The 19,287-nt window shown below is 69.7% G+C and carries 18 protein-coding genes; 9 read left to right on the top strand and 9 right to left on the bottom strand.

The features are described from left to right. Positions 1–59: 59 nt before the first annotated feature. Complete coding sequence (locus tag RIF65_RS00980; protein WP_309064681.1) at positions 60–1,688, bottom strand: OPT/YSL family transporter; 1,629 nt, start codon at positions 1,686–1,688, stop codon at positions 60–62. Positions 1,689–1,813: 125 nt separating this feature from the next. Here RIF65_RS00980 and RIF65_RS00975 point away from each other — a divergent pair, with 125 nt between their 5' ends. After that, a complete protein-coding gene (locus tag RIF65_RS00975) occupies positions 1,814–2,605 on the top strand; it encodes an IclR family transcriptional regulator (RefSeq protein ID WP_309064682.1) in 792 nt (263 codons plus the stop codon). 6 nt (positions 2,606–2,611) lie between these two features. On the opposite strand, the gene pepE is transcribed toward RIF65_RS00975, so the two are convergent. Further along, positions 2,612–3,331: a dipeptidase PepE gene (gene pepE / locus RIF65_RS00970; protein WP_309064683.1), complete on the bottom strand. Its 720-nt coding sequence runs from the start codon at positions 3,329–3,331 to the stop codon at positions 2,612–2,614. Continuing rightward, entirely contained in the window at positions 3,328–4,122 is a 795-nt protein-coding gene (locus tag RIF65_RS00965) for an IclR family transcriptional regulator (RefSeq protein ID WP_309064684.1), read from the bottom strand. The genes pepE and RIF65_RS00965 overlap by 4 nt, the downstream gene beginning before the upstream one ends. A 147-nt stretch (positions 4,123–4,269) precedes the next feature. Here RIF65_RS00965 and RIF65_RS00960 point away from each other — a divergent pair, with 147 nt between their 5' ends. The 8 genes from RIF65_RS00960 (at position 4,270) to RIF65_RS00925 (ending at position 12,504) form a co-directional block, all read left to right on the top strand. Beyond that, complete coding sequence (locus tag RIF65_RS00960; protein WP_309064685.1) at positions 4,270–5,277, top strand: ABC transporter permease; 1,008 nt, start codon at positions 4,270–4,272, stop codon at positions 5,275–5,277. Beyond that, complete coding sequence (locus tag RIF65_RS00955) at positions 5,270–6,172, top strand: ABC transporter permease (protein WP_309064686.1); 903 nt, start codon at positions 5,270–5,272, stop codon at positions 6,170–6,172. Before RIF65_RS00960 ends, RIF65_RS00955 begins: the two co-directional genes overlap by 8 nt. Positions 6,173–6,237: 65 nt before the next feature. Further along, positions 6,238–7,818, top strand: coding sequence for an ABC transporter substrate-binding protein (locus RIF65_RS00950; RefSeq protein ID WP_309064687.1), 1,581 nt, complete (start codon positions 6,238–6,240; stop codon positions 7,816–7,818). A 41-nt stretch (positions 7,819–7,859) separates the two neighbouring features. Next, positions 7,860–9,137: a M20 family metallopeptidase gene (locus RIF65_RS00945; protein WP_309064688.1), complete on the top strand. Its 1,278-nt coding sequence runs from the start codon at positions 7,860–7,862 to the stop codon at positions 9,135–9,137. 43 nt (positions 9,138–9,180) lie between these two features. Continuing rightward, a complete protein-coding gene (locus tag RIF65_RS00940; RefSeq protein WP_309064689.1) occupies positions 9,181–10,128 on the top strand; it encodes a DUF1177 domain-containing protein in 948 nt (315 codons plus the stop codon). A 5-nt stretch (positions 10,129–10,133) separates the two neighbouring features. Continuing rightward, a complete protein-coding gene (locus RIF65_RS00935; RefSeq protein ID WP_309064690.1) occupies positions 10,134–10,973 on the top strand; it encodes an ABC transporter ATP-binding protein in 840 nt (279 codons plus the stop codon). Next, positions 10,970–11,830, top strand: coding sequence for an ABC transporter ATP-binding protein (locus RIF65_RS00930; protein ID WP_309064691.1), 861 nt, complete (start codon positions 10,970–10,972; stop codon positions 11,828–11,830). Before RIF65_RS00935 ends, RIF65_RS00930 begins: the two co-directional genes overlap by 4 nt. Further along, positions 11,830–12,504 (top strand): AroM family protein, encoded by a 675-nt coding sequence (locus tag RIF65_RS00925; RefSeq protein WP_309064692.1) that lies wholly within the window; start codon positions 11,830–11,832, stop codon positions 12,502–12,504. The genes RIF65_RS00930 and RIF65_RS00925 overlap by 1 nt, the downstream gene beginning before the upstream one ends. Positions 12,505–12,618: 114 nt before the next feature. On the opposite strand, the gene RIF65_RS00920 is transcribed toward RIF65_RS00925, so the two are convergent. The 6 genes from RIF65_RS00920 to RIF65_RS00895 all read right to left on the bottom strand — a co-directional run bounded on the left by RIF65_RS00920 (position 12,619) and on the right by RIF65_RS00895 (position 19,230). Beyond that, positions 12,619–13,422 carry an HpcH/HpaI aldolase family protein gene (locus RIF65_RS00920; protein ID WP_309064693.1) on the bottom strand — a complete coding sequence of 268 codons (804 nt, stop codon included), beginning with the start codon at positions 13,420–13,422 and terminating at the stop codon, positions 12,619–12,621. After that, positions 13,407–14,189, bottom strand: coding sequence for a 2-keto-4-pentenoate hydratase (locus RIF65_RS00915; RefSeq protein WP_309064765.1), 783 nt, complete (start codon positions 14,187–14,189; stop codon positions 13,407–13,409). Before RIF65_RS00915 ends, RIF65_RS00920 begins: the two co-directional genes overlap by 16 nt. Positions 14,190–14,191: 2 nt before the next feature. Further along, the gene (hpaD, locus tag RIF65_RS00910) at positions 14,192–15,358 is read right to left on the bottom strand and encodes a 3,4-dihydroxyphenylacetate 2,3-dioxygenase (protein ID WP_309064694.1); all 1,167 of its coding nucleotides are present in this window, start codon (positions 15,356–15,358) and stop codon (positions 14,192–14,194) included. 68 nt (positions 15,359–15,426) lie between these two features. Continuing rightward, a complete protein-coding gene (gene hpaE, locus RIF65_RS00905; RefSeq protein ID WP_309064695.1) occupies positions 15,427–16,983 on the bottom strand; it encodes a 5-carboxymethyl-2-hydroxymuconate semialdehyde dehydrogenase in 1,557 nt (518 codons plus the stop codon). 25 nt (positions 16,984–17,008) lie between these two features. Further along, positions 17,009–17,701 (bottom strand): GntR family transcriptional regulator, encoded by a 693-nt coding sequence (locus tag RIF65_RS00900; protein WP_309064696.1) that lies wholly within the window; start codon positions 17,699–17,701, stop codon positions 17,009–17,011. Next, the gene (locus RIF65_RS00895; protein ID WP_309064766.1) at positions 17,698–19,230 is read right to left on the bottom strand and encodes a fumarylacetoacetate hydrolase family protein; all 1,533 of its coding nucleotides are present in this window, start codon (positions 19,228–19,230) and stop codon (positions 17,698–17,700) included. The genes RIF65_RS00900 and RIF65_RS00895 overlap by 4 nt, the downstream gene beginning before the upstream one ends. Positions 19,231–19,287 lie beyond the last annotated feature (57 nt).

Here is a 19,287-nt window from a genome sequence, read left to right as displayed (position 1 = left end):
CTCCTTCGTGCGAGGCCGGATCGTCCGGCCGATGGGTAGGGGCCTGGGTGGCCGCTGACTTACTTGAAGACCTGAGCGGTGCCCCAGACGGCGTCTCCGGCGATGACGCCGGCGCCGAACAGGACGACCTCGTTGTGGCCCTTCTCCCCGCGCCACTTCTCCCAGATCACCCGGGCGATCAGGCCGACGACGACGAGCACCCCGGCCCAGGGGGTGGCGATGAGCAGGCCCGTGGCGAGCATCACACCCATCTGCCGACCGGAGCCGCCGATGAGCTGGATCAGCGCGCCGGGGATCGCCCACAGTGCCAGGGTGAGCCAGATCCCGGGGTCGGTGAGTCCCTGTGTGATGGTGTCGGCGAAGACCTTCGATACCGGCGGGATCTGCGCATTCTCGAAGAACGGCTGCCACAGGATCGCCACCATGGCGATCGCAACGAGGAAGCCGATGACGGATGCAATGAACTGCTGCCTGCGGCCCTCCAGCTCGAAGCGCGTGTACGGGCGCTCGCCGCGGCGCAGGATCCAGCCGGCCTTGAGGTCGTATCCCATGTCGGCGAAGGCCGGCCCGGTGGCGGCGCAGTATCCGGTGAGCATGGCGAGCGGCACGACGGGGATGCCGATGAGCAGCCCGATGACCATGAAGATCAGGGTCACCGCGAACGCCGGGAACCATCCGGAGTGCATGGCGGCGAGGCCGACGATGAGCTCGTGCACGATGGCGGCGACGGCCGCGAACACGACCCACCCGATCAGGGCGAACCACGGCAGTTCCGTCCACAGCCCGCCGACGACCGCGATCAGGACAGCGCCGCCCAGATACAGGGCGAAGCCGTTGCGCAGCACAGCGCGCAGGGTGCGGCGCGAGACGGTCGAGGCCAGGGACGGATCCCCGGAGCCCTCGACGTCCGGCGCCAGCTTCTCGCTGCGCTTGGACAGCAGGATACGTGCGGCCTGGAACAGCGCCACCAGGCCCGCGCCGATCATGACGCCGTGCGGGATGAACGCGGCGGACAGCGAGATGCCCGTCGTCGCAGGGACGATCTGGTTCGCGAGCAGCCCGACGGCGAACATCGACAGCGCCCAGATGTTGCCCAGGAAGGCGACACCGAACGCCGACATGGGCAGCCCGAAGAATGAGACGCCGACGCCCACAGCAGCGCCGCCCGCGAGGATGAGTGCCCGGCGGCCGCCGCGGTCACCCGCCTTGATGGTCTCGGCCGCGGCGACTCCAGGGGGCCATGCCGCTGTGGCCGGCAGGAATTCCGATCCGAACGCACGATACAGGATGAACCCGTCGACCAGCAGCGCGAACGAGGCGCCGATGAGCATTGGCCAGACCAGATCGGGACGGCCGATGGCGAAGGGGATGGCGATCGGGGTGAGCAGCGAGTTGGCGGCGGCGAAGGTGGCGCCGGAGATGCTGCTCTGCGCGAGGTTCTGCCGGTGGATGCTGCGGAAGCGGCTCAGGCCCATGAACGACAGACGCCCCACCACCATCGCTACCAGCGCGCCGATGACGGACGTGTTCGCTGAAATCCCCAGCGTGGTGACGAGGTGGAGGCCGATGACGGCGCCTCCGACGCTCAGCAGGATGGTGAAGATCAGTGTCGCGGGTTCGAGGGCGCGAGGGTGGCGGGAGGGCGTGTTCTCGGTGACGAACGCGCCGGTTGTGGTGTGGGAGCTCATTCGGGTGGTCCTAACGTGTCGGCGGTGACGTTGCCAGTGTGGGAGCACGATGGTCCGGAACGAAAGCAAATCCCGTTATCTGGGATGCTTTCCCGATATCGGCGCCGCGCTCGTAGAGTGACGGTGTGGCCACGTCCTCGCTGCAGACCGTCGAACGGGCGCTCGCGATCCTGCTCTCCTACTCCGAGAGCCGCTCGGAGTGGGGCGTCACCGAGCTCGCCGCCGAGTTCGGCCTGAGCCGCTCGACCGCGCAGCGCCTGCTCGCAGCCCTGGCCGAACAGGGCTTCCTCCGGGTGGTGCCGTACAGCCGCCGCTACCGCCTCGGCGCCGCGCTGTGGCGGATGGCGATGCTGTGGGAGCGCACCGGAGGGCTCGCGGCCCTCGCAGGACCGGTGCTCGAGGATCTCGCTGCGGCGAGCGGGCGCACCGCCGTGTTCGCGATCCCAGACGGGGCGCACGTGCGCGTGGTCGCTGCCGTCGACGGGGTCAGCGGACCTCCGCGCTCGCACCTGTTCCGGGGCGCGCTCTACCCGGCGCACGCTGGGGCGGCATCCCGGGCCTACTTCGCCTTCCTGGACCGGATCGAGCGCCGCGCGCTGCTCGATGACCGGCCGTTCGGCCGCTTCTCGGAGCACACTCCGGCAGACCTCACCGCGCTCGAGGCGGAGTTCGACAACACTGCCCGACTGGGGTACGCCCTTTCGGAGGGGGAGTACGATGCACGCACTCGCGCGCTCGGAATGCCCGTGCGGATGGGCGCTCGACCCGTGGCGTCGGTCGCGATCATCGAGGACGTCGCGTCGCATCCCGAGGACGACCTCCTCGATCACCTCCCGGTGCTCGAGCGCGCGGCGACACAGTTGAGCGACGCGCTCGCGATGCGAGTGTCGCGCGCGGCCTCCGCGGGCCGCGGCTGACAGTCGTCAGACGCCGCCCGATAGCAGCCGCGTGATGTCGCCCGCGATCTCCTGGGGCTCCGCGCCGCGGGTGAAGAGCAGCGCGGGGCCACAGTCTGCGGCGACCGCTCGCCCGCCGATGGTGAAGCTGTCGCCGATCACGCGGATCCAGGTGCCCTCCCGCAGCGCGACGACCGGTGTGTCGTTCTCTTCGAGGTACTCGGTCAGGCGCAGCGCGCGCGTCTCGCCGGCGTGCGTGGACGAAGGATCGGCGTCGAGGTAGTGGCAGTTGATCTGGAACGGCACGAGGCCGAGCGCCTCGAAGCGGCCAGGGAACACGATCGGCATGTCGTTGGTCGTGCGGATGCTGGGGGCCGCGAGGTTCGTGCCGGCGCTCGCGCTCAGGTACGGCCGTCCAGCCTCGGCGTGGGCGCGCAGCGCGACATCGAGTCGGAGCGAGATGACGCGATCAAGCAGGCGGAACGTGTTGCCACCGCCCACGAACACAGCGGCGGCTCCGGCGATCGCGTCGGCAGGGGAGGCGGACTCGTGCGCCCCGCGGACCGCCACGCCCTGGGCGGCGAACGCCTCGCGCACCTTCGCGGTGTAGGCGTCGTGGTCGGCGAGCGCGTACGGCACGAACACGATCTCGTCGATGCCGTCGAGCACCGGGAGGACCGCGTCCCAGGCGTGCTCCAGGTATCCCTGGCCGACGTTGGTGGAGTTGGAGAGCAGGAGCAGGTTCATGCGGGTGTCTTTCGCTGAGGGGCGTGCGAGGAGAGGAGGCCGCCGATCTGCTGCGCGGTGCGCAGCAGGGCATCGAGGTGGTCGTGGATGTCGCCGAGCTGCTCGCGCTTGTGCTCGCCGATGCTGACGGAGCCGATCGGGCGACCGGCCACGAACACCGGGGCCGCCAGTGCGCGGGTGTTCAGGTCGTACTCGCCCTCGGAGTAGGCCCAGCCGACCTCGGCGACCTTCTGCATCTCGGCCTCGATCTCGGCGGCGTCGAGGGCGGTCAGGTCGCTGAACCTGGCCAGTGGGCGATGGTACATGAGCTGCTGCCGTTGCCCAGCCGAGAGGAACGCGAAATAGGCGCGCGAGGTGGCGCCGGCGTGGGCGGGGTACAGCTCTCCCACGAGCGGATGGTCGCGCATCGGGCTGGAGGCGCCGTCGACGGCGGCGACGCAGCGCACGTAGGCGCCGTCCGCCAGTGCGAAGACGGCGGTGCGCGAGGAGAGGTCGGCGAGATCGGCGAGGAAGGGCTCGACGAGAGCGGCCATGCCGCCGCGCCGCTCCCAAGTGGAGGCGATCCGCCACAGAGCAGGGCCCAGGCGGTATCGACGCGTCGTCGTGTCGGCGTGCAGGAAGCCGCGCCCGGCCAGTGTGCTGAGCAATCGCTGCGCGGCCGACTTGTCGAGGTCGAACTCCTTCGCGAGGTCGGTGACGCCCCAGTCGGTGCGCCTCTCGGTGAACGACAGCAGGATGCTGAGCGCTCGATCGACGGTCTGCAGCGGCGCGCGTCCACCCGTATCGGCCATGGTGTCCTCCCCCTCGTGAGGCCAGCCTACGGGTCACGCCGCGCCATGCGCACCGACATATCAAATAGTGAGAAAGAGTTGCGCATGCTCCCCGGCTGCCCGGATAGTGGGTCCGACCCGCCCGATGCCGTCCCGACGAGGAGAGCAGTGCGCACCATACTTCGCCGAGTGCTGGCGATGATTCCCACCCTGCTGGGCGTCGTCGTGTGCATCTTCGTGATCACCCGCGTGCTCCCGGGTGACCCCGCGCGCACGCTCGCCGGCGAGAACGCCGCCGACTCCGTCGTCGCCAAGCTGCGCGAGCAGATGGGGGTCGACCAGCCGATCCTGGTGCAGTTCTGGGAGTACCTCACCGGCCTGTTCCGCGGCGACCTCGGCTACGCCTGGCACACCGGCCGCCCGGTGGCCGAGGACTTCGCCACGCGCTTCCCCGCCACCGTCGAGCTCGGCCTCGCCGCGCTGCTGATCGGCATCCTGGTCGGCGTGCCGCTCGGCATCCTCGGCGCCACGCAGCGCGGTCGCTTCGCCGACCACGCTACGCGCGTGATCTCACTGCTGGGTGCGTCGATGCCCCTGTTCTGGCTGGGACTGCTGGTGATCTCGGTGTTCTACGGCAGCCTCGGCTGGGCGCCCGCACCGGTCGGCCGCATCGACGACTCGCTGAACCCGCCCACGCGCGTCACCGGGATGTACCTGATCGACAGCATCCTCACCGGTGACACCGCCGCCCTGCAGAGCTCGCTGGCCCACCTCATCTGGCCGGCCATGGTGCTTTCGGTCGGCGCCGTCGCGATCATCTCGCGCATGACCCGCTCCTCGATGCTCGAGGTACTGGGCCAGGACTACATCCGCACCGCGGCAGCCAAGGGCATGGGGCCTGCACGCGTCATCGGCGGTCACGCGCTGAAGAACGCGGCGCCCTCGATCGTGACCATCATCGGCCTCGAACTGGGGCAGCTGCTCGGCGGCGCCGTGATCACGGAGACCATCTTCGCCTGGCCCGGAATCGGCGGCTACGTCGTCGAGTCCATCAACGCCACCGATTACGCGCCCGTGCAGGCCATGACCCTGCTCGCGGCCATCATCTACCTGGTGGTGAACCTGCTCGTCGACCTGTCGCAGGGGATCTTCGACCCGAAGGTGCGCAATGTCTGAGACCACCACGCTCTCCATCGCCCAGCAGCAGGCCGGTGCCTCCCGCCGGGGCAGGACCACCGCCCTGACCCTCCTGCTGCGCAACCCCTCGGCCATGGTCGGCGCCGGCATCATCCTGTTCTGGACCCTCGGCGGCCTCGTCACCTCGGTCTGGTCGCCGTATCCGCCGAACATGACGGATGCGGGCCCGCTTCTCGCCCCGCCCTCGGCGGAGCACCTGTTCGGCACCGACAACTACGGCCGAGACCTGTTCTCGCGCGTGCTCGCCGGCGCCCGCGTGTCGCTGTGGACCGGCGTCATCGCGATCGCCGTGTCGCTGGTGATCGGCGTGCCGCTCGGCGCCATCGCCGGATACTTCCGCGGCGCCGTCGGCATGGTCATCATGCGCGTGATGGACATGCTCCTCGCCTTCCCGTCGCTGCTGCTCGCCATGGCGCTCGCCGTCGCGCTCGGGCCGGGGCTGGCCAGCGCGATGATCGCGGTCGGTATCGTGGGCATCCCCGAGTTCGCCCGCATCATGTACGGCCAGACCGTCTCGCTGCGCGAGCGCGAGTTCGTGGAGTCATCGCGCGCGATCGGGCTGCAGGACGCCGTGATCCTGTTCCGTCACATCCTGCCGAACGGCCTCGTGCCCATCATCGTGCGCTGCGCCCTCGGCATGGGCTATGCGATCCTCACCGCGGCGGCCCTGAGCTTCATCGGCCTCGGCGCCCAGCCGCCCCTCGCCGAGTGGGGCGTGATGATCTCCGATGCCCGCGGCTACATCATCTCGGGGGAGTGGTGGATGACCCTCTTCCCCGGCATCGCGATCGCCTCGTCGATCCTCGGATTCAACCTGCTCGGTGACGGCCTCCGCGACGTGCTCGATCCACGTCTGAGGACCTCAGCCCGCTGACGTGCGGGGCCACAAGACCCCGCACCGCTGCGTGACCCGAACCGCTCCCTACGAAAGGCACCACCATGCGCAAGCAGAGAATGATCTCCGCCGCCGCACTCGCCATCGCCGTCGTGCTCTCGACCGCCGGTTGCGTGGCGAACGCGAACTCCAACGCGAACAACGGCGGAGGAAAGACCGACCAGACCCTGACCATCGCCTACTCCGAGGGCGGCAAGACCCTCGATCCGGCCGAGGCGAACGATGGCACCAGCGACACCCTCGTCGTCGCGGCGTACGACCAGCTCGTCACCTACGGCACCAAAGAGGTCGACGGCAAGCGGGTTTCCGACACCGCGACCATCGCACCGATGCTCGCCACCGAATGGAAGGTCGACGACACCGACACGGTGTACACCTTCACGCTGCGCGACGACGTGACCTTCCAGTCGGGCAAGAAGCTGACCGCCGACGACGTCGTGCGCTCCTTCGAGCACATCGAGGCGTCCGCTTCGGCGAGCTTCCTGTACGGCATGGCCGGCATCTCCACGGTCGAGGCCTCCGACGAGCACACCGTCGTCGTGACCCTGACCGCGCCGAACCACCTGTTCCTGCAGATCCTGCCGATGTACTCGTTCTCGATCCTCGACATGGACCTCGTCGAGGAGAACGGCGGCGCCGAGTGGCTCGCCACCCACACCGCGGGCACCGGCCCCTACGTGATCGACAGCTGGGACCCGGCCAGCGCGGCCAAGCTCACCCGCAACGAGGACTACTGGGGTGAGGAGCCCGCGCTCGACACGGTGAACCTGAAGTTCATCACCGACGCCTCGAACCGCCTGCAGCTGCTGAAGAAGGGCTCCGTCGACGCGGCGCTCGAGATCGCGCCGAAGGACCTCGAGGGCCTCGACGGCGACGGCATCGTCGTCGACTCGCGTCCCAGCAACAAGATCCTGTTCTTCGCCATGAACAACAAGATCGCCCCGTTCGACAACGCCAAGGTGCGTGAGGCGATCAGCTACGCGATCCCCTACGACAAGCTCATCGACGACGTCATGAAGGGTCAGGCGAGCCCGATGCGTTCCTCGGTCGCGAGCTCGACCCCCGGCTTCACCGACGCGGGCAACGACGCCGAGTACGACCTCGACAAGGCCAAGGAGCTGCTGGCGGAGGCAGGGTACCCCGACGGCTTCACCTTCGACTTCACCCTCGGCTCGGGCTTCTCCGACTGGAACGACGACGCTGTGCTGATCCAGGCCGAGCTCGCGAAGATCGGCGTGACCATGAACATCACCAACATGGCCCGCGCCCAGTTCCTCGAGGCCCTCGCAGGCAAGCAGGTGCAGGCGTACATCAGCCGCTGGACCTCGTTCGTGAACGACCCCGGCTACCACCTGGGTCTGCTGATGACCTCGGCCGGCACGAGCAACTACATGAACTACTCGAACCCGCGTGTCGACCAGCTGTGGAAGGAAGCCGCCTCCGAGCCCGACGCCGACGTGCGCAACGAGAAGTACGGCGAGATGCAGCAGATCATCAGCGAGGAGACCCCCTGGGCCTACCTCTACGAGTACAACATCGCGGTCGCGCACGGTGAGGGACTCGAGGGGTACACCTCGTACCCCGACGGACTGATCCGCTTCTTCCAGCTGAGCAAGTCCGAGTGATGCCGCACGCGCCCCTGACCCGACGAGAGAGAAGAGAGATCATGACGCAGGCCGACTGGGAGGACCGGATCCTCGCCGCTGTGGACGAGACCAGTGACGAGCTCCTCGAGCTCGCAGGGCTCCTCATCCGCACCCCGAGCGAGAACCCGCCCGGCGACTGCACCGCGATCGCCGACGTCATCGCCGAGCACCTGCGCGGTGCCGGCGTGGACGCCGAACTCCTCGACGCGGGTCAGGGGCGCGTGAGCGTCGTCGCCCACCGCGGCGAGAAGGGCGAGGGGCAGCGGCACCTCGTCTTCGCCGGGCACCACGACGTGGTGCCGGTCGGCGACGTCAGCCGCTGGTCGTTCCCGCCCTTCGCCGGCGACGTGGTCGACGGCTGGCTGCGCGGCCGCGGCGCCAGCGACATGAAGGCGGGCCTGGCCGGGCTCATCCACGTCTTCATCCTGTTCCAGCGCCTCGGGCTGCCCTTCGCAGGCCGGCTGTCGCTGGCATCCGTCCCCGACGAGGAGACCGGCGGACGCCTGGGCGCTGACTGGCTGCTCGACCAGGGCGTGCTCGACGGTGCCACCGGCGGCATCATCGCAGAGCCCGCCGAGCGCGACCACCCGACGATCGGGCAGAAGGGCAGCAACTGGTTCCGGCTCACCATCAAGGGCAAACCGGGCCACGGCAGCCTGCAGCCCGTGCACGGCACCAGCGCCAACCTGCTCGGCGCCAGGGCGATCATCGCTCTTCAGAAGCTCTGGGAGATGACCCCGAACGCACCTGAGGAGGTGCGCGAGCTCATCGCCGACTCCAAGCGCTTCGCCGTGCAGCGCGAGGGCTACGCGCCCGAGGTGGCCGAGGTGTTCGAGCACGTGACCATCAACGTCGGCACCATCCAGGGCGGCACGTCGACCAACGTCGTCGCCGACACCTGCGTCATCGAGTTCGACACCCGCGTGCCGATCGGCCTCTCGCGTGCCGAAGTGCTGGCCCGCGTGCACGAGATCCTCGAGGAGGAGGGCATCGAGGCCGAGCTTGAGCCCCTCGGGTTCATGAGCGAGCCGAACTGGACCGTCCCCACCGACCCGATCGTCGAGACCCTCGTCGGCGCGCTGCGCGAGCTCTCCGACCCCGAAGCGCAGGGCGTGCTCCAGTGGGCCTCGTCGGATGCCCGCACCTTCCGCAGCCACGGCATCCCCGTGCTGCAGTACGGCCCCGCCGACCTCGCGACCATCCACAGCTTCGACGAGCGCGCGCTCGCCGCCGACGTCGTCCTCGCCGCCAAGGTCTACGCCTTGAGCGCCATCCGCTACCTCGGGCTGTCCACCTGACGTCCGGGGAGACACGCAGAACACGAAGAAGAGAGAGAAACGCATGCTGAATCAGGTACTCGACGTCGTCGACCTGCTCGACTCCCCGAAGACCTCGGGGGAGTCGCTGGCCGGCTACCTCCGCGGGCAGGGTGCCGAGGGAGTCGAGATCCACGTCGAGACGATCACCGGCGACGAGGGGCGGTCCACCGACTTCATCCGCGTGGTCGTCCCCGGCTCCGCGGGCAAGCGCTCCGGCGGCTCGGCTCCGACCCTCGGCATCATCGGCCGGCTCGGCGGGGCGGGCGCCCGCCCCGAGCGCATCGGCTTCGTATCCGACGGCGACGGCGCCGCCGCCGCGCTGTCGGCCGCCGCGAAGCTGCTGCAGATGAAGGCGCGCGGCGACGAGCTGCCCGGCGACGTCATCATCACCACCCACGTCACCGGCTGGGCGCCGACCGAGCCGCACGACCCGGTGCCGTTCATGGGCTCGCCGGTCGACATGGGCACCATGAACGCGCATGAGGTCTCGGACGAGATGGATGCCGTCGTCTCCATCGACACCACCAAGGGCAACCGCACAATCAACCACCGCGGCATCGCGATCTCGCCCACCGTCAAGGAGGGCTACATCCTGCGCCCCAGCGAGGACCTGGTCGGCATCGTCGAGACGGTCACCGGCGTCTCGGCCGTGGTGTTCCCCCTCGCCACGCAGGACATCACCCCCTATGGCAACGACCTGCACCACTTGAACTCGATCCTGCAGCCCGCCGTCGCCACCAGCGCACCCGTGGTGGGTGTCGCCATCACCACCGCCGTGCCGGTGGCCGGCTGCGCCACCGGCGCCAGCCACGAGGTCGACATCGAGCTCGCCGCGCGGTTCGCGGTCGAGACCGCGAAGTACTTCGGCGCGGGTCAGGTCGCCTTCCACGACGAGGAGCAGTTCGCGCATCTCGTCGAGCTGTACGGCACCGCGCACCACCTGCAGACCCTCGGGCGCAAGGCGGGCTGATCACCATGTCGGCTCTTCTCCGCGTCGAGGACCTCACCGTCCAGGTCAGCGCGCAGCACGGCACCAGCACTCCCGTCGACGGCATCAGCTTCGACATCGAGCGCGGCGAGACCGTCGGCATCGTCGGCGAGTCCGGCTCGGGGAAGAGCCTCACCGCCATGTCGATCATCCAGTTGCTGCCCACCAGGGCGGTGCGGATGACCGGCGGCCGCATCCTGTTCGACGGGGAGGACATGGCCGGCTTCGGCGCCGCGCGGATGCGCGACGTGCGGGGCCGCCGGATCGGCACGATCTTCCAGGAGCCGATGACGGCCCTCAACCCGGCCTTCACGATCGGCTTCCAGATCGCCGAGCCCCTGCGCCGGCACCTGAAGCTGAACCGCGCGCAGGCGAAGACGCGCGTCGTCGAGCTGCTCGAGATGGTCGGCATCCATCGTGCCGCGCACATCGCCGCCTCGTACCCGCACCAGCTCTCGGGCGGGATGCGGCAGCGCGCCATGATCGCGATGGCCATGTCGTGCGAGCCTGACCTGCTCATCGCCGACGAGCCGACCACGGCTCTCGACGTGACCACGCAGTCGCAGATCCTCGACCTCATGCTCGACCTGCAGGAGAGTCACGGCACGGCGATCCTGCTGGTCACCCACGACCTCGGCGTGGTGGCACAGACCTGCCGGCGGGTCGTGGTGATGCGCCGCGGCGAGATCGTGGAGAAGGCCGACGTCGACACCCTGTTCCGGGCTCCGGAGCATCCGTACACCCGGGGTCTGCTGGAGTCGATGCCGTCGCGCAACGCAGGCAAGGACCGGCTCCCCACCGTCAGCGAGAGGGCTGGTCAGGCATGAGCACGCTGTTGAGCGTCCGAGGGCTCGTCAAGGAGTATCGTCAGCGCGGCGCCCGCCGGGGCGAACCGCCGTTCCGCGCGGTCGACGAGGTCGACTTCGACCTCGAGGAGGGCACCACCCTCGCGATCGTGGGCGAGTCGGGCTCGGGGAAGTCGACCACCGGCCGCTGCGCGCTGCGCCTGATCGAGCCGACCGCCGGCAGCGTCGTGTACGACGGCGTCGATCTCATCGGCCTCAGCGCCGACGAGATGCGTCGGCGCCGGTTGCAGATGCAGATCGTTTTCCAGGACACCTACGCATCGCTGGACCCGCGCTGGACCGTGGGACGCCTGCTCGCCGAGCCCCTCGAGCTGCACGAACGCATCGGGCGCCGCGAGGTGCGCAGCCGCGTGGGCGAGATGCTCGAGACCGTGGGTCTCGAGGCGGCACACGCCGACCGCTACCCGCACGAGTTCTCGGGCGGTCAGCGCCAGCGCATCGGCATCGCCCGGGCGCTCATGCTCAAGCCGCGCCTCGTGGTGTGCGACGAGCCCGTCTCGGCGCTCGACGTGTCGGTGCAGGCGCAGGTGCTGAACCTCATGAAGGACCTGCAGGACGAGTTCGGGCTGAGCTACCTGTTCATCTCGCACGACATCGCCGTGGTCGAGTTCATGGCCGACGACGTGATCGTGATGAACCACGGCAAGGTCGTCGAGTCAGGGCGTTGCGCCGACGTGCTCGCCGATCCGCAGGACCCATACACCAGGGCGCTGCTCGCCGCCGTGCCGGAGCCGGATCCCGGCGCGGCGCGCGACCGCGCCGCGCGCCGGGCCGTGGTCGAGGCCGGGCTGCGCGCGGCCGCCGCGGAGGTGGCCTGATGATCCTCGGGTGCGTCACGATCGGGCAGGCGCCGCGCGTCGACGTGGTGCCCGACATCCAGCCGCTGCTGCCCGGCATCCGCATCGTGGAGCGCGGAGCGCTCGACGATCTCGGCGCGTCCGAGATCGCCGGTCTCGCACCCGCGCCCGGGCGGCCGGCGCTCGTCTCGCGGCTGCGCGACGGCGGGTCGGCCGTGCTCGACGAGGAACGGATGCTGCCGCTCGTGCAGCGCGCGGTGGATGCCGTCGTGGCCGACGGGGCGGGAGCCGTGCTCGTGCTCTGCACGGGGCACCTGCCCTCTCTCCGCGCCGCCGTGCCGGTCTACACGGCGGAGCGGCTGGCCAGGGGAGCGGCGACGACGCTCGTCGGGGACGACCGCCTCGGCGTGCTCGCCCCCACGCCGCGTCAGGTCGACGACATCGCGGCGCGCTGGCGCGACGACCTCGGCCGTGAGGTGACGGTCGTGGCCGTCGACCCCTACACCGCCGGTGACGAGGAGTTCGAAGCCGCCGGCCGCTCGCTCGGCGAGAGCGGATGCGACTGGATCTTCATGGACTGCATCGGCTACTCCGAGCGCATGGCCGCCATCGTGCAGGACGCTTCGGACGCGCGCACCCTCACCGCGAGGGGACTCGCCGCCCGCATGGCGGCGGCCGCCGTCGCGACCGCCTGACCGGCGCACAGCCCGCCGAGCTGTTCACAACTCAGGAAACATCAGCCGAACGGCGGCCCGCGGCCCCCGTTGACCAGCATTCCGGCCGGTTTCTCCTGAGTTGTGAACGCGCGCTCAGTACGTCTCGCTCGCGGTCCCGCCGGATGCCGGGATGAAACGTGCCGCCAGTGCCTCGGACCCGCGGGCGAGGATCGTGACGTCCGCGCCGGCGGAGAGGAAGTGGGCGCCATCGGCGAGATACGCGTCGCTGATCGTCGGATCGAACGAGTTCACGCCGACCTTCTTGCCCGCCGCCGTCACCGCCTGGAATGTCCGGCGCACGGCCTCCCTCACCTCGGGGTGCGTCTGCCGTCCGGGGAAGCCCATGGACGCCGCCAGGTCGGCCGGCCCGACGAGCACGCCATCGACGCCGTCCACCGCGGCGATCTCCGCCGCGGCGTCCACCGCCTCACCCGACTCGACCTGCACGAGCAACGAGACGTGCTGCGACGCCTGCGCGACGTAGTCTTCCACCCGCCCCCAGCGCCCGCTGCGGGCCAGCGCCGAGCCGACCCCGCGGATGCCGTCCGGCGGGTACCGCACGGCGGCGACGGCCGCTCGGGCCTCATCCGCCGACGCGATCATCGGCACGAGCACATTCTGCGCTCCGGCATCCAGCACCTGCTTGAGAATCACCGCGTCGTTGAACGGCACCCGCACGACGGCCGGCACCCGGTAGGCGGCGATCACCTGCAACTGCTGCTGCACCGTGGTCAGCGTGTTGGGGCCGTGCTCCATGTCGATGAGCAGCCAGTCGAGTCCGGCGCCAGCGCCGATCTCGGCGAGCAGCGGCGAACCGGTGCTGAGCCACATCCCGATCAGCGGCCGGTCGGCGCCCGCCAGCACGTCGCGGAAGGTGGGCTCTAGACGAAGCGGCATGCGATGGTTCCCATCTCGCGGTAATCGCACAGCACCTCGTCGCCGCGCGCCACCCACATCGGGCGTGTGAACGATCCTGCCAGGATGATCTCGCCCGCCTCCAGCCGTGCGCCGTGCTGGTGGAGTTTGTTCGCCAGCCAGGCGACGCCGGTGGCCGGATGGCCCAGCACGCCGGCGGCGACGCCGGTCTCCTCGATCCCGCCGTTCTTCGACAGCACTCCCGGCACCCAGCGCAGGTCGATCTCGTCCGGTCGCTTCTGGACGTCGCCGAGCACGATCGCACCGTACGCGGCATTGTCGGCGATGGTGTCCACGATCGTGCGTCCCTCCATCTCGACGTGCGAGTTGAGCACCTCGAGAGCGGGCACGGCGTACTCGACGGCCGCCAGCGCGTCCGCCAGGGTGCGGTCGGGGCCCTCGAGCGGTTCCCGCATGACGAACGCGAGCTCGACCTCGATCCGCACGTTCGAGAAGTGGTCGACCGGGATCTCCGCACCGGAGCGGTACACCGTGTCATCGAGGATCACGCCGTAGTCGGGCTCCGTGATGCCGGTCGCCTGCTGCATGGCCTTCGATGTCAGGCCGATCTTGCGCCCCACCAGACGCCGCCCGGCCGCCTGCTGCGCGTCGCGCCAGACCCCCTGGATCGCGTAGGCGTCCTCCACGGTGGCGTCCGGGTACCGCGCGGTGATGCGGGGGATCATGCCGTGCGTGCGGTCGGCGTCGGCGAGTTCCGCAGCGATCTGGGCGATCGCCGCTGCTGACAGGCTCACAGCTGGTGTCCCAGCTTGTACTCGCCCTGCTTCCACTCCGGCATGGACTCCTCGCCCTCGTCGGGACGCGTGTACGAGAACCCGTCCGCGCCGATCGTCACCGCCATCTCGGAGCTGTCGGTGCGTGCGACGACCGGCTGCGGGTTGCCGTCCAGATCGAGCACGAGCGACGCGTCGGTGTACCAGGACGGCACGACCGGGTTGCCCCACCAGTCGCGCCGCTGGTTGTCGTGCACGTCCCAGGTCACCACTGGGTTGTCCGGGTCGCCGGTGTAGTAGTCCTGCGTGTACACCTCCACGCGGTGACCGTCGGGGTCGCGCAGGTACAGGTAGAACGCGTTGGAGACCCCGTGCCTGCCGGGGCCGCGCTCGATGGCATCCGATCGGCGCAGCGCGCCGAGCTTGTCGCAGATGGCGAGGATGTTGTGCTTCTCGTGCGTCGCGAAGCAGACGTGGTGCATGCGAGGGCCGTCGCCGCCGGTCATCGCCGTGTCGTGCACGGTGGGCTTGCGGCGCATCCAGGCGGCGTACACGGTGCCCTCCTCGTCCTGGATGTCCTCGGTGACGCGGAACCCGAGGTCCTGCATGAACTTCACCGCCCGCGGCACGTCGGGGGTGACCTGGTTGAAGTGGTCGAGCCTCACCAGCTCGCCCGGCTTGTGCAGGTCGTAGCGCCATGACATCCGCTCGACGTGCTCGGTCTGGTGGAAGAACTCGTACGGGAATCCCAGCGGGTCGACCACCCGCACCGAGTCGCCGATGCCCTTGACGAACCCGTCCGGGTTGCGGCGCACGTCGCAACCGAGTTCGGTGTAGAACGCGACGGCCCTGTCGAGGTCCTCGGGGGTGCGCACCCGGTATGAGAACGTGGCGACCGCCGCCACCGGGCCCTTGCGCAGCACCAGGTTGTGGTGGATGAACTCCTCGGTGGAGCGCAGGTAGATGGCCTCGTCGTCCTCCTCGGTCACGTACAGGCCGAGGATGTCGACGTAGAACTGCCGGGATGCCGTCAGGTCGGTGACCACCAGCTCCATGTAGGCGCAGCGGAGCACGTCCGGCGGGGTGCTGGTGGGCGTCGGGGTGGGATTGTCGGGGTGGATCGGCGCCTCCTGGCTCACGTAGAAGCCGGAGGAGGTCAGCGTCATCGCATCGCGGTGGGTCATGTCAGCGTCCTTGCTCGTGGCGTTTCGTCTCGTCGCTGCGGTTCTCGCGCAACGACCGGGAGGCAGGGTCAGCGGGGGTCCGGGTCGTCCAGGTCGGTCGGCTCGTGGGTCACTGAGCCCGTCAACGGGTCCTGCTTGCCGAAGGTGGGGTTGTGCGGGGCGCCGAGCGTGATGTGCACGCTCTGCTGGTCGGTATAGAAGTCGATGGAGCGGTAGCCGCCTTCGTGGCCGAGGCCGGACGCCTTCACACCGCCGAAGGGGGTGCGCAGGTCGCGCACGTTGTTCGAGTTCAGCCACACCATGCCCGCCTCGACCGCCTGGGCGAAGTTGTGGGCGCGACGGAGGTCGTTGGTCCAGATGTACGCGGCCAGACCGTACTTGGTGTTGTTGGCGAGGGCGAGCGCCTCCTCCTCGGTGTCGAACGGCGTGATCGCGACGACGGGCCCGAAGATCTCCTCTTGGAAGATGCGGGCGTCGGGGGACACGTCGGCGAACACGGTGGGTGCGACGTAGTTGCCGTCCGGGAACCCGTCGGGGCGTCCGCCGCCGGCGACCAGACGACCCTCGGACTTGCCGATCTCGATGTAGCTCATCACCTTGTCGTAGTGCTCGGGGTGCACCAGCGCGCCCACCTCGGTGGACGGGTCGTGCGGGTGGCCGACCTTGACGCGCTGGGCCTGTGCGGCGTAGCGCTCGACGAACTCGTCGTACACCGACCGCTCGACGAGGATGCGCGAGCCCGCCGTGCAGCGCTCGCCGTTCAGCGAGAACACCCCGAAGATGCACGCGTCGATCGCGACGTCCAGGTCGGCGTCGGCGAACACGACCGCCGGGCTCTTGCCGCCCAGCTCCATCGACAGGCCCTTCAGGAACGGCGCCGCGTTGCCGAAGATGATCTGCCCGGTGCGGCTCTCGCCGGTGAACGAGATCAGCGGCACATCCGGGTGCTTCACCAGGGCGTCGCCTGCGTCCTCGCCGAGACCGTTCACGAGGTTGAACACGCCCTTCGGCAGCCCCGCCTCCTCGAAGATGCCGGCCCACAGCGACGCCGACAGCGGGGTGAACTCGGCCGGCTTCAGAACCACGGTGTTGCCGGTGGCGAGCGCCGGACCGAGTTTCCACGATTCGAGCATGAATGGGGTGTTCCACGGCGTGATGAGCCCGGCGACGCCGATCGGCTTTCGGTTGACGTAGTTCATCTGCTTACCGGGCACCTTGAACGCGTCGTCCGCCTGCGCGACGATCAGGTCCGCGAAGAACCGGAAGTTCTCCGCCGCGCGGCGCGCCTGCCCGAGGGCCTGCGTGATCGGAAGTCCCGAGTCGAACGACTCCAGCTCGGCCAGCCGGGCGTCGCGGGACTCGACGATGTCCGCGATCCGGTGCAGCACGCGGCTGCGCTCACGGGGCAGCATCCGTGGCCACGGCCCTTCGGCGAAGGCACGCTTCGCGGCCGCCACGGCGCGGTCGATGTCGGCCTTCTTGCCCGCCGCAGCGTGGACGTAGGTCTCGTTCGTGACGGGGTTCAGCACCTCGAAGGTGTCGCCGTCGACGGAGTCGACGAACTCGCCGTCGATGTAGTGCTGGATCTTCTGCGGCAGGTCCGCCGGAACGTACACGTCGGTCATCATCGTCCTTCTGTCGTGGGAGCGATCAACCGTGGTTGATCGGGCTTGCGGGGGCGGCTTGCGGATGCCGGGCACGCAGGAACTCGTCCATCGTGCGCCAGCGGTGGTTGCGGGCTGCGAGCTCGATTTCGAGCGGGTCGGCGCCGGAACGGATCAGCTGCAGGATCTGGGTGTGCTCCTCGACGGAGTGCCGGGCGCGACCGGGCACGAACGCGAAGGTGGAGTCGCGGATGCCGGACAGCCGCGCCCACCCGCGGTGCACGAGGTCGAGCAGCTGGGGGTTCGGGCACGGCTCGTACAGCACGGAGTGGAAGTCTCGGTTCAGACTGGTGAACGCGTGCGCGTCGAAGTGCTCGAGCAGCCGGGCCATGCGCTGGTTGATCTCCTCGGCGCGGGCGAGGGCCGACTCGTCGAGGTGCGGGGCGGACAGGGCGGTGGCGGCGCCCTCGACCAGCCCGAGGGTCTGCATGGTGTGGACGTACTCGCTTTCGTCGACGAGAGAGACACGGGCGCCGACGTTGCGTTCGAAGGTGACGAGTCCCTCCGCCTCGAGTCGTCGGATCGCCTCTCTGACCGGCACGACGCTCATGCCCAGCTCTTCGGCGATCGTGCCGAGCACGAGGCGGTAGCCGGGACCGAACGCGTGCCCTGAGATGCGGGCGCGGATCCAGGTGTACGCCTGCTCGGACTTGCTGCCCTCGCGGGTGAGGGTGCTCACTTCGACTCGCTTCGGTCGCTCAGTGCGGCGCGTGCGGCCCGCTCGCTCTCGTACCGCTGACGCCATGCCGTGTTCATCGGGAACAGGCCGTCCACGGGGTGGCCCGCCGCGACCTGCTGTGCGATCCAGGCGTCTTCCTCCTCTTGTGCGAGGGCCTCGTCGGCGACCTCCTCGGCGAGGGCGGCGGGGATGACGATCACGCCGTCGCCGTCGCCGACGATGACGTCTCCCGGCTGCACGGTGGCGCCGCCGCAGGCGATCGTGACGTCGACGTCCCAGGGGACGTGGCGCCGGCCGAGCACCGAGGGGTGGGCTCCGCGGGAGAACACCGGTAGGCCCATCTCGGCGACGGCGTCGAAGTCCCGCACACCGCCGTCGGTGACGACACCCGCGGCGCCGCGGGTCTTGGCGCGCAGCGCGAGGATGTCGCCGAGCGTGCCGGTGCCGGCCTCACCGCGCGCCTCGATGACGATGACCTCGCCCTCGCGGACGGCGTCGAAGGCCCGCTTCTGCGCGTTGTACCCGCCGCCGTGCGTCTTGAACAGGTCCTCGCGCGCAGGGACGAAGCGGAGCGTTTTCGCGGTGCCGACGATCTTCGCGCCGGGGAGGTTCGCCGACACACCGTCGATGAAACAGGAGTGCAGGCCGCGCTTGCGCAGCTGGCTGGACAGGCCCGCGGTGGGCGCGGCCTCGAGTTTGGCGCGCAGTTCGGGGGAGAGCGCGGAGGTGTCCGGGCGGCGTTTCGCCTCGGTCGCGCTTCGCGCGTCCGCGCTCAACGACCGGGAGGGCTCGGCCGATCGAGGCAGGCCGGCGGCCTCCCGCGAGCCCCACGCCTCCTCGCGCTGCACGTCGTCCACCGCCGGCAACGAACCCAGGGCGGGGTCGAAGGGCACATCGCCCTGCACGACAGTGGTGCGCAGTCGCCCGGACGTGGCGTGCGGCCCTGCCACCGTGTCGACCTCGATCTCGACCACGTCGCCGGGCACGATCACGCTCGAGCCGGCCGGCGTGCCGGTGAGGATCACATCGCCCGGCTCGAGGGTGAGGTGCTGCGACAGATCCGCGACGAGCTGCGGGAGCGGGAACAGCAGCCCTTCGGTGGTGTCATCCTGTCGGAGCTCCCCGTTCACCCAGGCGCGCACGCGCAGCGCAGCGGGGTCGACGATCGAGGCGTCGATGAGCTTCGGTCCGAGGGGCGTGTACCCGTCGCGGCCCTTGGATCTCACGTTCGAGCCCTTGTCGTTCGCGCGCAGGTCGTACAGGCCGAGGTCGTTGGATGCCGTCACGGATGCCACGTACGACCACGCCTCGTCGACGCCGACGTGCCGCGCCGCGGTGCCTATGACCAGCGCGATCTCGCCTTCGAACGCCAGCAGCTCGGTGCCGGCCGGCCGCTCGACCACGCCATCCGTCGCGGCCACCGAGCTCGCGGGCTTGAAGAAGTAGGAGGGGGCGTCGGGGCGCCGTCCGCGCTGATCGGCGCGGGAGATGTAGTTCAGATGGATCGCGACGATCTTTCCCGGCCGCATCGGTTCCGTCACAGGGCGCCTCCTCGCGCTGGCCGCACCGGGCGGATGCCGGTGCCT

It is taken from the genome of Microbacterium sp. (genome assembly GCF_031180975.1).
In the GTDB taxonomy this organism is placed as follows: domain Bacteria; phylum Actinomycetota; class Actinomycetes; order Actinomycetales; family Microbacteriaceae; genus Microbacterium.
This window is presented reverse-complemented; position numbering and strand designations above follow the sequence as displayed.

What these genes read in the sequence shown, in the direction of transcription:
- RIF65_RS00965 (WP_309064684.1), bottom strand. Translation starts at nt 4,122, where the DNA reads ATGGCCGATACGGGTGGACGCGCGCCGCTGCAGACCGTCGATCGAGCG.
- RIF65_RS00935 (WP_309064690.1), top strand. Translation starts at nt 10,134, where the DNA reads ATGTCGGCTCTTCTCCGCGTCGAGGACCTCACCGTCCAGGTCAGCGCG.
- RIF65_RS00945 (WP_309064688.1), top strand. Translation starts at nt 7,860, where the DNA reads ATGACGCAGGCCGACTGGGAGGACCGGATCCTCGCCGCTGTGGACGAG.
- RIF65_RS00940 (WP_309064689.1), top strand. Translation starts at nt 9,181, where the DNA reads ATGCTGAATCAGGTACTCGACGTCGTCGACCTGCTCGACTCCCCGAAG.
- hpaD (WP_309064694.1), bottom strand. Translation starts at nt 15,358, where the DNA reads ATGACCCACCGCGATGCGATGACGCTGACCTCCTCCGGCTTCTACGTG.
- RIF65_RS00895 (WP_309064766.1), bottom strand. Translation starts at nt 19,230, where the DNA reads ATGCGGCCGGGAAAGATCGTCGCGATCCATCTGAACTACATCTCCCGC.
- RIF65_RS00920 (WP_309064693.1), bottom strand. Translation starts at nt 13,422, where the DNA reads ATGCCGCTTCGTCTAGAGCCCACCTTCCGCGACGTGCTGGCGGGCGCC.
- pepE (WP_309064683.1), bottom strand. Translation starts at nt 3,331, where the DNA reads ATGAACCTGCTCCTGCTCTCCAACTCCACCAACGTCGGCCAGGGATAC.
- RIF65_RS00980 (WP_309064681.1), bottom strand. Translation starts at nt 1,688, where the DNA reads ATGAGCTCCCACACCACAACCGGCGCGTTCGTCACCGAGAACACGCCC.
- RIF65_RS00955 (WP_309064686.1), top strand. Translation starts at nt 5,270, where the DNA reads ATGTCTGAGACCACCACGCTCTCCATCGCCCAGCAGCAGGCCGGTGCC.
- RIF65_RS00925 (WP_309064692.1), top strand. Translation starts at nt 11,830, where the DNA reads ATGATCCTCGGGTGCGTCACGATCGGGCAGGCGCCGCGCGTCGACGTG.
- hpaE (WP_309064695.1), bottom strand. Translation starts at nt 16,983, where the DNA reads ATGACCGACGTGTACGTTCCGGCGGACCTGCCGCAGAAGATCCAGCAC.
- RIF65_RS00930 (WP_309064691.1), top strand. Translation starts at nt 10,970, where the DNA reads ATGAGCACGCTGTTGAGCGTCCGAGGGCTCGTCAAGGAGTATCGTCAG.
- RIF65_RS00950 (WP_309064687.1), top strand. Translation starts at nt 6,238, where the DNA reads ATGCGCAAGCAGAGAATGATCTCCGCCGCCGCACTCGCCATCGCCGTC.